This is a genomic window from Flavobacteriaceae bacterium GSB9 (assembly GCA_022749295.1).
Classification (GTDB): Bacteria; Bacteroidota; Bacteroidia; order Flavobacteriales; family Flavobacteriaceae; genus Flavisericum.
Genome location: CP062007.1, coordinates 1,029,099 through 1,045,313, shown reverse-complemented (window position 1 = coordinate 1,045,313; position 16,215 = coordinate 1,029,099). Strand labels below are relative to the sequence as shown.

At 37.2% G+C, this 16,215-nt stretch carries 13 protein-coding genes; 12 read left to right on the top strand and 1 reads right to left on the bottom strand.

The window, feature by feature from the left end; all coding sequences use genetic code 11:
- Nucleotides 1–48 precede the first annotated feature (48 nt).
- From GSB9_00884 to GSB9_00880, 5 genes are all read left to right on the top strand, one after another.
- Nucleotides 49–891, top strand: a complete 843-nt coding sequence (locus tag GSB9_00884; GenBank protein UKM64337.1) for a restriction endonuclease — start codon at nt 49–51, stop codon at nt 889–891.
- Between the two features lie 7 nt (nt 892–898).
- Entirely contained in the window at nt 899–2,272 is a 1,374-nt protein-coding gene (locus GSB9_00883) for an MBL fold metallo-hydrolase (GenBank protein UKM64336.1), read from the top strand.
- A 109-nt stretch (nt 2,273–2,381) separates the two neighbouring features.
- The gene (locus tag GSB9_00882) at nt 2,382–2,900 is read left to right on the top strand and encodes an Hsp20/alpha crystallin family protein (protein ID UKM64335.2); all 519 of its coding nucleotides are present in this window, start codon (nt 2,382–2,384) and stop codon (nt 2,898–2,900) included.
- Nucleotides 2,901–2,972: 72 nt separating this feature from the next.
- Nucleotides 2,973–3,416 (top strand): hypothetical protein, encoded by a 444-nt coding sequence (locus tag GSB9_00881; GenBank protein ID UKM64334.1) that lies wholly within the window; start codon nt 2,973–2,975, stop codon nt 3,414–3,416.
- 26 nt (nt 3,417–3,442) lie between these two features.
- Complete coding sequence (locus GSB9_00880) at nt 3,443–4,084, top strand: hypothetical protein (protein ID UKM64333.1); 642 nt, start codon at nt 3,443–3,445, stop codon at nt 4,082–4,084.
- Nucleotides 4,085–4,201: 117 nt separating this feature from the next.
- On the opposite strand, the gene GSB9_00879 is transcribed toward GSB9_00880, so the two are convergent.
- Nucleotides 4,202–5,092 (bottom strand): AraC family transcriptional regulator, encoded by an 891-nt coding sequence (locus GSB9_00879; protein UKM64332.1) that lies wholly within the window; start codon nt 5,090–5,092, stop codon nt 4,202–4,204.
- 248 nt (nt 5,093–5,340) lie between these two features.
- Between GSB9_00879 and GSB9_00878 the strand changes: the two genes are divergently transcribed.
- The 7 genes from GSB9_00878 (at nt 5,341) to GSB9_00872 (ending at nt 16,196) form a co-directional block, all read left to right on the top strand.
- The gene (locus GSB9_00878; GenBank protein ID UKM64331.1) at nt 5,341–6,405 is read left to right on the top strand and encodes a Gfo/Idh/MocA family oxidoreductase; all 1,065 of its coding nucleotides are present in this window, start codon (nt 5,341–5,343) and stop codon (nt 6,403–6,405) included.
- A gap of 254 nt (nt 6,406–6,659) precedes the next feature.
- Nucleotides 6,660–9,158 carry a right-handed parallel beta-helix repeat-containing protein gene (locus tag GSB9_00877; GenBank protein UKM64330.1) on the top strand — a complete coding sequence of 833 codons (2,499 nt, stop codon included), beginning with the start codon at nt 6,660–6,662 and terminating at the stop codon, nt 9,156–9,158.
- Complete coding sequence (locus tag GSB9_00876) at nt 9,159–11,426, top strand: alpha-xylosidase (GenBank protein UKM64329.1); 2,268 nt, start codon at nt 9,159–9,161, stop codon at nt 11,424–11,426. It abuts the gene before it with no gap.
- 38 nt (nt 11,427–11,464) lie between these two features.
- Complete coding sequence (locus tag GSB9_00875; protein UKM64328.1) at nt 11,465–12,214, top strand: phytanoyl-CoA dioxygenase family protein; 750 nt, start codon at nt 11,465–11,467, stop codon at nt 12,212–12,214.
- Nucleotides 12,215–12,324: 110 nt separating this feature from the next.
- The gene (locus GSB9_00874; protein UKM64327.1) at nt 12,325–13,917 is read left to right on the top strand and encodes a sodium:solute symporter; all 1,593 of its coding nucleotides are present in this window, start codon (nt 12,325–12,327) and stop codon (nt 13,915–13,917) included.
- A gap of 20 nt (nt 13,918–13,937) precedes the next feature.
- The gene (locus GSB9_00873; GenBank protein UKM64326.1) at nt 13,938–14,807 is read left to right on the top strand and encodes a hypothetical protein; all 870 of its coding nucleotides are present in this window, start codon (nt 13,938–13,940) and stop codon (nt 14,805–14,807) included.
- Between the two features lie 15 nt (nt 14,808–14,822).
- Entirely contained in the window at nt 14,823–16,196 is a 1,374-nt protein-coding gene (locus GSB9_00872; protein ID UKM64325.1) for an MFS transporter, read from the top strand.
- Nucleotides 16,197–16,215: the final 19 nt, after the last annotated feature.

The window sequence follows — 16,215 nt, the reverse complement described above, 5'->3', positions numbered from 1 at the left end:
GATCTTTATAAGATAATTAATGGCGTATTTAAATTAAACAAATAAGCTATGAAAGCTGCTCAAGTAGATGTTTTGAAGTCATCAGGGAAAAAAGTAAGATTTTCACTAGACAAGTTAAGAGCTTCATTGAGGCATACAGGAGCCAATGAAAAAACCATAAACTTTATACTTAATAATGTAAGGGAGGAATTGTACCAAGGTATTTCTACTAAAGAAATTTACAATAGAGCATTCGCGTTGTTAAAAAAGGAAGGAAGTTATTTAGCTTCAAAGTATAAGCTTAAAAAAGCCATTTATGAATTGGGGCCAACCGGGTTTCCTTTCGAGCGTTTTATAAGTGCTATACTTAAATATTCTGGTTACAAAACAGAAGTCGGTAAAATTTTGCAAGGACAATGTGTTTCACACGAAGTAGATGTAGTGGCCCAAAAAAATAGAGAAACTACAATCGTAGAATGTAAATTTCATAGTGAAGCAGGCTTGAACTGTAATGTAAAGATTCCGCTGTATATAAATTCGCGTTATAACGACATAAAAGCACATTGGCACTCAAATCCTAAAAATACATCTAAATTAACAAATGGCTGGGTGGCAACAAACACACGTTTTACCGAAGATGCCATTAATTACGGCAAATGTTCGGGGTTGTATTTGCTAAGTTGGGATTACCCTAAAAATGATGGTTTAAAAGACCGTATTGATCGTTTGGGGCTTTACCCAATTACAGTTTCAACCTTATTGACAAAACGAGAAAAGCAGTTTTTGTTAAGTCGCGATATTGTGTTGTGCAGAGAGCTAATTGGTGATGCTTTTTATTTAGACCACCTTGGTGTCTCAGAGATTAGAAAAGAAAAAATTTTGAACGAAATAAATAGGCTATGCTCTAACTAGAATATTGATGGACAATTTTTGTAAAATAAACTTTTTGGGTGCAGCCGGAGTGGTCACAGGCTCTAAATTTCTTATTGAAACTTCCGAAAAAAATATATTGATTGATTGTGGAATGTTTCAAGGACTAAAGGAGTTAAGATTGCTTAATTGGGAAAACTTGCCTGTTAATGTCGAAACGATAGATGTGGTACTTTTGACTCATGGTCATTTAGATCATGTTGGCTATTTGCCAAGATTATTAAAACAAGGCTTTACAGGGAAAATTATTGGAACAGCACCTACTTTGGCCATTGCGGAAATTATTTTAAAGGATAGTGCCAAAATTCACGAAGAGGAAGCTAAAAAAGCCAACAATGAACAATATACCAAACATAACCCTGCATTGCCGTTTTATACCGAGTTTGAAGCCGAAAAAACCATTGGGTTGTTTCAAGTTGAAATGGCCGATAAGTGGTTGGCGATCTCAAAAAACATATCCTGCCGTTTTCAGTATAATGGCCATATTATTGGCGCTACGTTCATAGAATTGGATGTTAACGGGAAACGATTTGTGTTTTCTGGTGACATAGGTAGGTGGAACGATTATTTGCTTGATGACCCCAAAAGGCCAGAATGGGCTGATTTTTTATTTGTTGAAAGCACATATGGCAATAAGTTGCACCCAAACGAAGATGTAGAAGGTATATTATCAAACCTTGTTAAGGAAACGATTTTAAAAAAAGGAAATCTAATTATTCCAAGTTTTGCAGTAGAGCGTTTGCAAACCATCATGTATTTGCTCTGGAGTCTTTTCAAAAAGAATAAAATCCCCAATATTCCCATTTTTATTGATAGTCCTATGGGGAACAATGTTTTAGAAGTTTTTAAACGGTTCCCAAAATGGCACAAACTATCTGAGGCAGATTATAACGCCATGTGTAACCATGTTAACATTGTACAATCTTATGCAGAAACCTGGAAAACAATTGATGATAAGCGCTCAAAAATTATAATAGCCGGCAGCGGCATGGTAACTGGAGGTCGTGTGCTGACTTATTTACAGCAATTAATTGATGAACCCTCAACAACGGTGCTTTTGGTAGGGTATCAAGCTGAAGGCACTCGTGGGAGGCAGTTGCAGGAAGGTGCCCACGAAATACGCTTTTTTGGAAAGTATTATCCCGTTAAGGCAAGGATAAGGCATATTGAAAGCCTTTCGGCCCATGCCGATCAAAACGATTTGTTGAACTGGCTGGGAAACATAAAGAATATTCCAGAAACTGTTTATTTGATTCACGGCGAACCAAATGCTTTAGATGCCTTTAGGCTAAAGATTAAGGATACTTACAACTGGATTGTTAAAATGCCTAAACTTTCAGATGTTGAAAAAGTGGTGTTATAATGTGAAAATTTTTAAAAAAACTGTAACTAGCTGATATTTATCATTGTATAATGTTTTTTTAGTGCTTAAATTCAAAAGGAATTTAAGTTTAATCCAAATGCGAAATATTATGGAAACACTAGCAAAACACAGAAAGCGTAATAGGTTATTTCCATTTGAAAACCAATTACCAACCCCATGGAGTACAAACATTTTAAAACCTTGGGGGAACAGGCTATTTAACTCAAGATTAAACAATCTATTAGAGTTTGACAACATTATTAACAACGATTTTTTGGAAGAAGATAGTTTAATGCCAGCAATGAATATCCAAGAGCATGAAAATGATTTTGAGATTGAATTTGCGGCACCTAGCTTTAAAAAATCAGATTTCGAGGTTTTTATTGAAGACGATGTGCTTCATGTACGAGGCCAAAAGGAAACTGAAGAAAATAAAGAAGAGGAAGGCTATTCCCGTAAGGAATTTAATTATAGCTCTTTTGAAAAGTCTATGGTGCTACCGTCTTATGTAGATTTAGAGCAAGATGTAAAGGCCGTATATAAAAATGGCATTTTAAAAATCAAGTTGCTTAAAAACGAAGAACCGTTAGAAGACAAAACATCAAAAAAAGTCATTAAAGTTGAATAGCGTAATCACTATAGCAGAAAGCGATACCGCTGTACTGCTTTCTGCTTGTTGTTAATCTTAAAAATGAAAATCATGAAAACGAAAGAAATTAATGTAAAATATCAGCCTTGGTTAAGTGCTGAAATTATGCATCGCGATTCGCTTGGGTGGTTGTCTGAACTCAATTTTATGAAAGATGAGCAGTTGTTTTTTGATGATTTGGTTAAATCGTACACGCTTCAGCTTATAGATTCTGCTCACTTTTCAGAAAGTAAAAACATAATAGCCCGGTTAGGCGATTCACAAAAGAAAACAGCGTCTTTGTTGAGGATTGTAAAAAAACACGAAAAAGGATTGAAAATAATGGTCGACGGCAAAGACCAGCTCGAAGAGGAAGACGCTTATAAAAACGAACACGTGGAACTTATAGCCAAGGTAACGAAGTTTACCGAGGATTATAAATCACTTAAATCACAATTATTTGGATTGGTAAAAGGTATTATAAAAGAAGGCAAACAAAAACGATTATTACAGTAGCAATGAAATGGGTTAAAATCTTTATTATGGCTATACTTGTATCGGGTTGTTCTTCAACAGAGTTGGTAGAACACTGGAAAAACCCCGATATAGAATCGTACAACCCTAAAAAGGTTTTATTGATAGGCATGACATCCAATCTTAAGGCTAGAAAACAGTTTGAGGACTATTTGCAAACACAATATGCAAATAGAGGAGTAGAATCTGTAACAAGCCTCAATTTTTTTGGAACCTCATTTTCTGAAGAAAGAAAAACAGGAGAAGACCTTAAAAACATAGAAAACATGTTGCTGTCTGAAGGTTTTGATACGGTTTTGTTTACAAAAGTTTCGGGTGTTGAAGATGTAATAGCCTACAAAGAAAATTACGATGGCTATGATGAGACCTTTAAAAAGTTCAAAGAAGATTATTTAAAATACCAAGATGCCTATTATAATCCAGATTATTATAACGAATACACTGTATATCATGTTGAAACTTCAATGTATTGTATTTGTCCAGAAAATGAGCGTGAGTTGATATGGAAAGGCTATATAGATGTAGTTGATCCGCAATCAATGAGAGAAACAATAAATAGTTACGTAAATCTTGTTATTGCAGTTTTGGAAGACCAAAAACTTATTGGAGCAAAAGTAGTGGATGAATCTGCAATCGATAAAGTCATTTAACCATCAATTAAAATTGAATAAATTCAATATCTATATTTGCAAAACAAGAAGTTAAACACTGTAAAGCGTAGAAAAGAGTTGCTGTGCCGTATTATAATTACAAAGGTGCAGCAATTTTTATTTTTTATGGTTTTTGTATTTACCGGGGCTAGTACCTATACGTTGCGAAAATGTAGATGTAAAATGCTGGAGAGAAGAAAATCCACAGGCATAGGCAATATCAGACATGTTAGATTCATCTTTCATAATCATTTCAATAGCCTTTTCAATTTTAAGGTTAATGATAAAGCTATTCGGCGGATATCCTGTTAAATTCTTTACTTCGTAAGTGAATTTTGTTTTTCCCATCCCAAATTTGTAGGCAAGATCGTCTATAATCCACTTTTTGTTTAAATCTTGCATAACCAATTGGGTAAGGTTTTCTATAAAATTGTTTTCTTCATGAATTTTTTGTTTCCTGAACGATAAGTTCCTGTGCAGATCAATAAAAAAGTTTTCAATTATATTGCCAACCATTATTTCAAAACCTGGCTCTTTATTACGAAGTTCATTTTCTAGTTCAATAAAGTATTTTTTAAACAATTTAGCTTTTTCAATTACCAAGTTGTTGTCGTCAGCAATCATGGCGCCCAAACTTTCTTGGAATTTAGGAGATAACTTGGTCCAAGAACCGAGATCTAAAGGTGTTGTTTTAGAGTATTGTTTTGGTTTAATAACCATCCAATTTATTTGTCCAATATCCATTTTTCCGGTTGGGCTTCCGTTGAGTTGCCAGGGTGCCGTAATACATAAATTGTCTGGCAATAACTCAATCTCTTTGTCATCAACCACCCATTTGTATTTGCCGCTGTTAACAAAATGTATTTCAATACCATCATTAAAGTGCGGACGCATGGTTTCATCCAGCCTTACTTTTGAAAACTTCATACTGCCAAATTGAATTATAAAAGGCAAGTTCTCTAAAGGGCCGGGGTTTTCTTTGTGCCACCAAATACCAGGATTGCTCATCTTCTTAGGGTTTTAAGCACGCCGTTAATGTGTGCTTTTTGCTTTTTAAAAATTAGGTTTGAATTGGTTAAGTATTCTGCGATTTTAAACAAAAAAATCTACATGACAAAGGGAAATTTATAAAATTGACCATCGCTTAAAATTAATATAATTAAAATGTAAAAGTGTTAATTTTATGTTTAAATAATTACCATTGCCACATACTAGTATGTGGCTTGTAAATCTTCATTTTAAACTGAACTGAAATTATGTTGAAAATAGCTATACTAGGTCTTGGTGAAGGGCGTAGTACCATGTCGGCCGCATTAGAAAGTAATAAATTAGAATTGGTGAAAGTTTGTGATTTAAACCAAGAACTTTGCAAGTTAAGGGCTAAGGAGTTTGATTTTAATAACTGGACTACTAATTATCAAGAGATATTGGATGATGCTTCAATAGACATCATAGCGATTTACACGCCCGATCACCTCCACGCTACACATGTTAAGCAAGCGCTTATACATGGTAAACATGTGGTTTGTACAAAACCATTTATTGATGATTTGTCAAACGCCAAAGCGTTGTTGGAATTAGGAGAAAAAACAGGGAAAAAGGTTTTTATCGGTCAGAGTTCTAGATTTTCAGAGCCAATGAAGCGTCAAAGGAAAGATTTTGATAACGGAGATATAGGAAACTTAATTACTGTTGAAGCGCACTACCACGCCGATAACCGCTGGTTTTTAAAGAAAGATTGGTCGTTGTTGAAATCTTTTAAGTGGTTATACGGTGGGTTGAGCCACCCAGTGGATTTCGTGAGATGGTATCTTGATGATATAGAGGAAGTGATGGGCTATGGTATGATAAGTGAAAACGGAAACGAAGCTGGTTTGAAGAACGAAGATACGATGCACTTTATTTTTAAAGCAAAAAACGGCCATATAGCTAGGGTTAGTGGCGTGTATTCGTCTCCAACACAACCAACAAAACGAGATAGTACATTGAGCTGTATTTTGCGTGGAACTAAAGGTGCCAGTCAAGCTGATTACCATGAACTTAGGTATTCGCTTACCTCAAAAGATGGTGAAGAAAAAATTGTGTATTGGGGCGACGAAAAGCTTAAATATTACTACCGGTTTGAAGGGCAATCACACCATGCTGGTGAATACCAAAACTATTTGGAATATTTTGTTGATAGCATCGAGCAAAACTTTACCGCCTACCCAAATATGACTGAAGGTATAGGTACGATAGCACTTTTACAAGCTATGGACAGAAGTTTGCAAACAGGAAAGCCCGTTAAAATTGCCGATATCAAATCAGAGTATGGATTTTAGTAATAATCTTTATAAAATTGACCGACGCATAAAAATAACATTCTTTTAGTGTTAAAAAGTCAATATTAGCCAATTGTAATAGTTGAAAATGCCAATTTGCCTTTGGTACAGGTTCAATACTATTATTTTGTTTCAGAAATAAATTTTTCAACTGTAATTTATTAAATTAACAAACTTGTTTTTTTGTAAGCATTAGGATTTCAATCTGTTGTTAGTGAAACAAAGCCAAACTGACTATAATTTTAGACATTAAAATGAAGATAAATAACAATCTTAAATGGAGCATTTATCTGTTCTTTTTCTGTGTTGCTCTTGGAGGTAATGCACAAAATATATGGGTGAGCAACTCGGGAGACGATACAAATTCAGGGGAAGAGAATAGCCCGCTTGCTTCAGTAAATATGGCTTTAAGAAAAGTCAGGAACTTGCGCCGCCTAAATAATCCCAAGGTGCAAGGAGGTGTTAAAATCATTTTAAAAGAAGGTAATTACCAACTTGAAGAACCTATTTTTATTAGGCCGGAGGATGCTGGTACTGCGGAAAGTCCAACCACAATCATGGCACAAACGGGTACAAATCCGATTATAAGTGGTGGTGTGGAAATTACAGACTGGAAAAAAGCAGGCGCCATAAATGGACTTAGGGCTGGAGAAGTTTGGGTAGCCGATGCGCCAAGAAAGGCTGGGGCTATATTAGATTTTAGGCAACTTTGGGTTAATGGCTCAAAGGCTGTTCGGGCTAAAAGTACTTCAGGTGATAAAATGGACCGCATTTTATCGTGGGACAAAAAATCAGAAACGTGTTGGATTCCTTTCAAGGACAAATCGATAAAGTTCGAACCAGGAATGGAAATGTTTATTCAGCAATGGTGGGCCATTGCCAACCTTCGTATTAAAAACATGGAAGTAAAAGGCGATAGTGCCAAGTTGTACTTCCACCAACCGGAAAGCCGCATTCAAAGTGAGCACCCTTGGCCAGCGCCTTGGATTTCTAAAAAAACTGGAAATTCAGCGTTCTATTTAAATAATGCTAAATCACTTTTAAACGAACCTGGAGAATGGTATTTGGATAAAGAAAATGCTAAAATTTATTACTACCCTAAAAAAGGAGAAAAATTACGATCACTAGAAGTCGTAGCACCCATTTTAGAAAGTTTAGTTGAAATAAAAGGAACAGTTGATTTCCCCGTTAGTCATGTCTATTTTAAAGGCATTTCGTTTCAATACAGCAATTGGCTACGTCCGTCGCAACAGGGGCACGTACCCATTCAAGCAGGGATGTATCTTTTAGATGCCTACAAGCTTAAAAACCCTGGAACGCCCGATAAAGCTGGACTCGAAAATCAGGCATGGATTGGAAGGCCACGTGCAGCCGTTGAGGTTAATTTCGCAAATCATTTGCGTTTTCAAGATTGTAAGTTTCAGCATTTATCATCTACAGGTTTAGACTTAAACAAAGGAACCAATAACAATTTGGTTCAGGGCAATTTGTTCAAGGATATTGGTGGAAGTGCCATAAATGTTGGTGTTTTTTCAGAAGAAGCCTTTGAAACCCATTTGCCATACAACCCCAAAGATGTGCGAGAAGTTTGCAACAACGAAACTATTATTGATAATTTAATAACTGATGTGACGAACGAAGATTGGGGCTGTGTAGGTATAAGCGCTGGCTTTGTTAAGAATATAACCATAGCGTACAACGAGATTTCCGAAGTCTCATATACCGGTATTGGTTTAGGTTGGGGTTGGACCAAAACGATCAACGCCATGTCGGGCAACAAAGTAATAGCCAACAACATTCACCATTACGGGAAACACCTATACGATACGGCAGGAATTTATACTTTATCTGCCCAACCAGGAAGCGTTATAAAAGAGAATGTAATCGATAGTATTTATTTTAATCCTTATGCCCATGATCCTTACCACTGGTTTTATTTGTATACCGATGAGGGTTCGGCTTATTTAACGGTGAAAGATAATTGGGTGCCAGCCGAAAAATTTCTTCAAAATGCCAATGGTCCCAATAACCTATGGACTAACAATAATGCTTACGTAAGTGATACCATCAAAAAAAATGCTGGTATTCGTAAGCCCTATAAACATTTATTAAAACACGTTATGGTTGATAAAGATTGGCCTATGCAAGAAGTGCCTCATTTTGCCGCAGTAGAATTGATTGGAGAGGGCTTTGATACTGCCGAGATAAAAAAAGTAGCAAAAACCAATGGTGTTATCGATGCGCAAGTCTACCAATGGAAAAACCACACGGTTTTATACGCAAAAATGAACCATATTGGGCATTTAAAGAACGAATTAGCTTTGGTGTATCCAAAGGCTATGATTAAAACCTACGATAAACCTGTTTATAACTTTAACAAATTTGATCGCTGTGAGGATAAGCAGTTGGCTAACGAATGGGAACATGTGCTTTTAACGGCTAATTTGGTTGAAGATGAAGCCCTTCAGAAAGAATATTTACAATACCACAACACTCAATTTGAAGAATGGCCAGAAGTAGCGAAGGGTTTTTGTAATGCTAATTTTCAGCGACTGCAAGTTTTTAAAAATGGGCGGCAGTTAATATTGGTCATCAGTATTCCAAAAGGGGCCAATTTAGATGAGTTGAACCCCAAAACGACAGAAAATAATCCTCGTGTAAACGATTGGAACGAACTAATGAAAAAATACCAAACAGGAATTGAAGGCACTGCAGCAAACGAAACTTGGGTGTTTTTAGAGAAAATACAATAAATGAAACAGACTAACCATCAGTTTTTCGACTTTCTAGATTTTAATACCGACCTCGAGCAAGAGGAAGGTGTTTCTAAACTTTGGAAAGCATGCAAACCCACAGATATTAGTAAAACGGGCTTGGGAGTGGTATTGACTGTGCCTTTTCAATGCCAGTTGCTATCTAACGAAATCGCTCCAGATAAAGAGGTAGCACGAAAAGAATTTCAGCTTTTTGTTAGAGCATTTGGTGACAAGATTTTAAGAGTAAGCATTGGCTTTGAACAGGAAATAGACCAAACATCGCCCATGCTTGAATTGGCACATGATATAGAGGAACAACAGCTTGTTGTCGAAAAATCCGAAAGCGAATGGATAGTAAAAGATACAGCAGATGTAACACGCGCAGTTTTCGATTTATCGGATCCAGAAATAGACCATTGGAGTGACCTGTTGCCATATCCCGAAGAATCAATGCAGGCTACGTTTTACCCAGATGGTAAAAAAGCGATTAAGGTAAGTGCTTACGATCAGTTTTTTCCGGGCAGAATGGATGCCATGTGCTTATCTTTTATTGAGCAACATAGTGAACCGCGTAAGGCATCCATCTCATTTCATGCCAAACCCGACGAAAAATTTGTGGGCACTGGGGAGCGTTTTGGTAAAATGGATTTATCGGGAAACACGTTCCAAATGAGAAATCAAGATGGGCAAGGTGTTAACAACAAACGTACCTATAAAAATATTCCTTTTTATCTTTCCAGTGAAATGTACGGTTTGTTTTTGCATACATCAACTTATTGTAAATTCTCAATGGCCGATTTTTCTACCCGGTCCGTACAATTGCTAGCAGAAGAGCCTGTGTTGGATATATTCCTAATAGGCGATGATACACCAGACAAAATTATCCATCAATATAAAAAAATTACTGGGTTTCCTACGGTTCCACCACTATGGAGTTATGGCGTTTGGATGAGCCGAATGACCTATTTTTCAGAAGAAGAAGTCAATACCATTTGCAATAGATTAAGAGAAGAAGATTATCCTTGCGATGTAATTCATTTAGATACAGGTTGGTTTAAAACCGATTGGCTGTGTGAATGGAAATTTAATGCCGAACGCTTTCCAGACCCTAAACGCTTTGTTTCTAATTTAAAAAAGAATGGCTATCGTGTTAGTTTATGGCAAATGCCATACATTTCTGAAGATGCCGAGCAGTATGAAGAGGCAAAAGCCAATAATTACATTGGAAAGTTAAATGCCGAAGTGATGCGAGGCGGTTCTAATTTTAGTAATCTCGATTATGCAGGAAGTATTGATTTTACGTTTCCCGAGGCCGTTGAATGGTATAAAAATTTGTTGCGCGAACTTTTAGAGATGGGCGTAACTTGCATAAAAACCGACTTTGGTGAAGAGATACATTTAGATGCAAGTTACCATAATATGTCGCCCGAAAAACTCAATAACCTGTATGCGCTATTATATCAAAAAGCAGCTTTTGAGGTTACCGAAGAAGTAACTGGTGATGGTATTGTTTGGGCACGTGCAGGATGGAGCGGTTGCCAGCGTTACCCCATTCATTGGGGTGGTGATGCCGCGGCCTCTTGGGATGGTATGGCCGGCTCGCTAAAAGGTGGATTGCATTTAGGCTTGTCTGGCTTCGGATTTTGGAGTCACGATGTGCCCGGGTTTCACGGCGTGCCTAATTTCATGAATTCTGTAATTCCGGACGATTTATACGTGCGATGGACACAGTTTGGTGTGTTTACCTCGCATATCCGTTATCACGGAACATCCAAACGGGAACCTTATTATTATCCAAATGTAGCCAATATCGTTCGTAAATGGTGGAAGTTGAGGTATGCTCTATTGCCGTACATCTTGCAAGAAAGCGAAAAAACCACATCTTCTGGGTTTCCGGTAATCAGAGCATTACTAATGCATCACCCAAATGATAAGATGGTTTGGCATATTGACGATCAGTATTATTTCGGAGATGATTTTTTAGTGGCGCCGATGATGAATTCAGAAAATAAAAGAGATGTCTATCTGCCTAATGGGAGTTGGATTAACTTTTTTACTGGTGAAAAAATTGTTGGCGGACGCTGGTTGAATGATTTTGAATCACCTATGGAAGATATGCCCGTTTGGGTCGTTGAAGGTGCTGAAATTCCGCTGTACCCAGAGCATGTAAATTGTACAGACGATATGGATTTAGAAAAAACAATAACCATTAAAATAAACGATGATTTCAAAGGCATTTGGGAGCATCTGGATTTTATAAAATAACAAAAACACCAATTAAATAATTAAAAAAACTAGAAAAGATGAGTGCAGTTATAACCGATGAGCAATTAGCCCAGTTTAAGGAAGATGGGTTTTGCATTGTAAAAAACGTAATTCCACAAGAACTTATAGAGCGTTTGCGCGACGAATGTCAAAGATTCATAAAGGAAAAGGATGATGAAATGGATCGTAAAGGCGTTGAGGTTGACGAAATAAACCACAAAGGTAAACGCTATTTTATAGCGCTTCGATACAAAGACAGTGAAACCATGCAAGACCTGATTTTTGGTAAGGAAATGGAAGAAATTACCCGTAAGGTTTTAGGTGAAGAGGTGTATTTATTTTTAGAACAATTTGTGGTAAAAGCGGCCGACAAAGGCATGACCTTTTCGTGGCACCAAGATTCAGGATATTTAGATTTTGATCATAAACCATACCTTTCTGTTTGGTGTCCATTGGACGATGTAACCGAAGAAAACGGAACCGTTTATTTGTTACCTTACAAAGAAGCTGGAACAGATAAGAGAATAGACCACGTATTACAGGAAGGCACTAATGATAAAATTGGATATTTTGGAGACAACCCTGGTATTCCTGCGGTTTTAAAAGCAGGTGATGTAGCCTTATTTTCAAGTACATGTTTTCACCGTAGCGGTTCAAATACCACAAACAAATCAAGACGCGTACTGCTAATTCAATATTCAGCAGAACCCATACTAAAGGCCGAGAAAGAGCCATTGTATTGGGCAGAGCCTTTTTTAAAAGAAGGCAATAAAGTAAGCGCCTACTAACGTATTTTATAGTACCCTAATGCATTGTTTTTTTTAATGTATTTTGGGTGCTCGTTTGTATAAACACCAACTAAACCTCTTCCACTAAACTAAAATTAAGCTTTGTAAACATGAATATATATGACCAATTAGATTTTCTTGATTTTGCCGTAGTAGGCTTGTACTTAATAGTTTTAATCGGCCTCGGTGCTTGGTTTAGTTTAAGAAATAAAAGAGGAGATGATGAAAATTACTTTTTGGCAGGTAATTCTTTGAGCTGGAAAAGTATCGGTTTTAACATGTGGGGTACCAATGTTGGGCCATCTATGTTAATTGCCAATGCCAGTATTGGTTATACAACGGGTATTGTTGCCGGTAATTTTTCGTGGTATGCCTTTATATTCATTTTCCTGTTGGCAGTGGTCTTTGCACCGCGATACCTAGGGGCAAGGGTGCAAACACTACCAGAGTTTATGGGTAAACGTTTCGGGAACTCTACCCAAAATATCTTGGCATGGTACACGATTGTTACCGTATTGTTGAGTTGGCTGTCCTTAACCTTGTTTGCAGGAGGTATTTTAATTCAGCAGATATTAAATTTACCCATGTGGCTTTCGGTAATCGTTTTATTGCTCATTGCGGCATTTTTTACCTTGGCGGGAGGATTAAAAACGATAGTCTATACCAACGTGATTCAAATGGTATTATTGATTATAGTATCATTTGTGCTTATGTGGGTAGGGCTTGATAAAGTTGGTGGTTTCGGGCAACTGGTCAGCGAGACGCCTTCAAACTATTGGAATCTGTTTTTACCGGCAGATGATGCCAATTATCCTTGGGTAGCCATCCTTTTGGGGTATCCGGTTATGGGGGTTTGGTTTTGGTGTACCGACCAATCTATGGTGCAATCTGTTTTAGGGGCTAAAAGTGTAAAAGAAGGACAATTAGGTGCTAATTTTACCGCTTGGTTAAAAATTATTGATGTACCACTGTTTATTCTGCCCGGTATCATGTGTTTTGTTTTGTTTCCTACTCTAGAAAATCCAGATGCAGCTTATATGACTATGGTAACCGAACTCTTTCCAACAGGAATGAAAGGCTTGGTAATGGCTGTTTTAATTGCGGCTCTTGTAAGTACTATCGATTCGTCCTTAAATGCATTAAGTACTGTTTTTACCATGGATGTTTATGTGAAAAAATTTAAGCCCAAAGCAAGCCAAAAACATATTGTAAAAGTTGGGCACATTGTAACTGTAGTTGGCGCTATCATATCCATTTTCATCACCCTTGCCATTGATAGTATTAAAGGTTTAAACCTGTTTGATGTTTTTCAATCGGTGTTAGGGTTTATCGCACCGCCAATGTCTGTTGTGTTTTTGTTTGGTGTACTTTGGAAAAAAACAACTGCAAAAGCCGCAAACAGTATTTTGGTTTTCGGTACCTTGTTCAGTTTAACAATAGGAATTCTTTATTTGTGGGTATTCCCCAATGACCCCGAGAGCGCCGTAAAAATATGGCCGCATTTCTTATTGCTGTCGTTTTACATTTTTGTGTTCCTATCTGTTGTCATTGTCGTTATCAGTTTATTGGATAAAAATAGTAAGCCATTTAAGTCAACTTTAGATTTTAGTAACTTAACTAAAGTAGCTCCAAAAGTAAAAATATTATGGGCGGCACTTTTTGTTACCATGATAATATTGTACCTATATTTTAATGGAAATTAATTGAAAATAATAAATTTAATATGATAAAAAATACCAACGATGGCAGCAACAATGCACCATCATTGCGAATTGACATAAATTACGGGACATGTGAAGATTTACCATCGTTTTCAACAGGACCAAAGCGCAGCGATAGAGAAAAACATGAGGCTATTGCCAATGCCGGTTTTAGTGGCATACAGGATGGCGACCCCAAATTATGTGAGGAGTTTGGTTTGCAGCTAACGGCACATGCCCGTATCAATGAAGTTGGCGATTTAGATGATTTGATGCCCATTTGGAAAAGCGGAAACTATAATTGTGCTTCCATCCACTTAGGATGGGGTATGGAGTCTGACGAAGAAGTTGATGCCTTGGTACAGTATGTTATGGAAACATCTGAAAAATTCGATTTTCCTATTTACATAGAAACCCATCGTGCTACTATAACCCAGGACTTATTTAGAACGGTGGAATTGACAAAACGTTTCCCTGAAGTGCGGTTCAATGGCGATTTTTCACATTGGTACACTGGGCAGGAAATGGTTTACGGTGGTATTGAAAATAAATGGGAGTTTATTCAGCCAGTGTTTGATAGAGTACGTTTTATGCATGGCAGAATAGGTAATCCGGGCTGCATTCAAGTCGATGTAAAAGATAAAAACCATAGTTATGTTCAGCATTTTAAAGAAATGTGGAAACGGTCATTTTTAGGCTTTTTGAAATCGGCAAAACCAGGAGACTATATTAGTTTTACTGTTGAATTGCTTAAAGCTGAAATATTTTACGAAAGAACAGTTTTAAATGCGGATGGTGCCGAACAAGAAGAAGGCGACCGTTGGCAACAAGCATTATTGTACAAAGAAATTATTCAAGAATGTTGGGAAGATGCCCAAAAGGAATTAGTTTAAAATACCACAAAAAATATGGAACAAAAAAAAGGAAGTTTAAAAAGCACGATAACGGTATCGCTTACTAATTATCTAGACGCAGGTGCGATTGTTGCCGGTGCCAGTGGATTAACCCTTTGGCAAAATTACCTCGGACTTACAGAAGGGCATCTTGGTTGGCTTAATGCCATTAGTGCCAACGCTTTTGGAGCTGCCATTGGCGCAATCATGGGTGGTTTTCTTGCCGACAGATATGGAAGAAAAAAGATTTATACCTACAATATGCTGGTATATATGTTGGGGGTTGCCATTATTATGTTCACGGTAAATTTCCCGATGTTATTAACAGGATTTTTAGTTACTGGAATATCCGTAGGAATTGGTGTTCCGGCGTCATGGACCTATATTTCCGAAAATTCTGAAGTGAAAAACCGCGGTCGCAACATGGGGATTTCGCAGTTTGCCTGGGGTGTGGGGCCAACCATTATTTTAATTTTGGGCATGTTATTGGCACCGGGCATAGATGATGCTTCAGCAGGTGTGTTGTTCAAATATGTAAAAGATATTGCAGCATTGTTCATAGGAAGCGATGCGAGTATTGAAGCTGTTAATGTTTTCAGCAGCAGAATTATTTTTGGTTCATTATTTATCGTCGCTTTTATAGCATGGAACCTTCAGCGTAAGCTGGATGAATCAAAAGAATGGTTAGAAGCCAAAGAAAAGCAAAAACAAAGCCAAGAAAAACTGCCCAGTGTTTTTGCATCATTCGGAACACTTTTTACTAATAAAGTAAATGTTCGAACGATGCTTTTTCTAGCTGGAATTTATGTCACTTGGAACATGGTGGCTTCCGTAATGGGCTTTTTTCAACAACATATTTATGAAACGGCGGGCGGACTTTCCAATGAAGCTGCCAATATGGTATCGGCCATTCAATGGCTTATCATTATTGCAGTAACGTATTTTGGTTTTTCGATGCTTATTGATAAAGTGAATCAACGTATGTTATATTTTTTTGGTACGGGAATAGGGATTGTAGCTTGGGGTATCCTCATTTTTATCGGTATTAAAAATTATGTCGCCTTGTGGGCTTTTACCATTCTGTGGGGCATTCATGCCGGAATAAGTGTACAGGCTTTCTACGCGCTTTGGGCTTCAGAACTTTTCCCGGCCAAATACAGGGCAGCTGCGCAGGGCGTTATGTTTTTTGCGGTTAGGGCTATAGCTGCAATCTGGGGATTTGGTTTTGTATTCATTTATGGAGAACACGGCGAAGGATTCCACATGGCCGCTTATGTTATGATAGGATTGCTTATTGTGGCTTTAATAATAGGAACAATTTGGACGCCAAAAACACAAGGAAAAACATTAGAGCAAATTACAGAAGAACGTTACGGAGACGATATTTAAAACAATATTCATATAATTA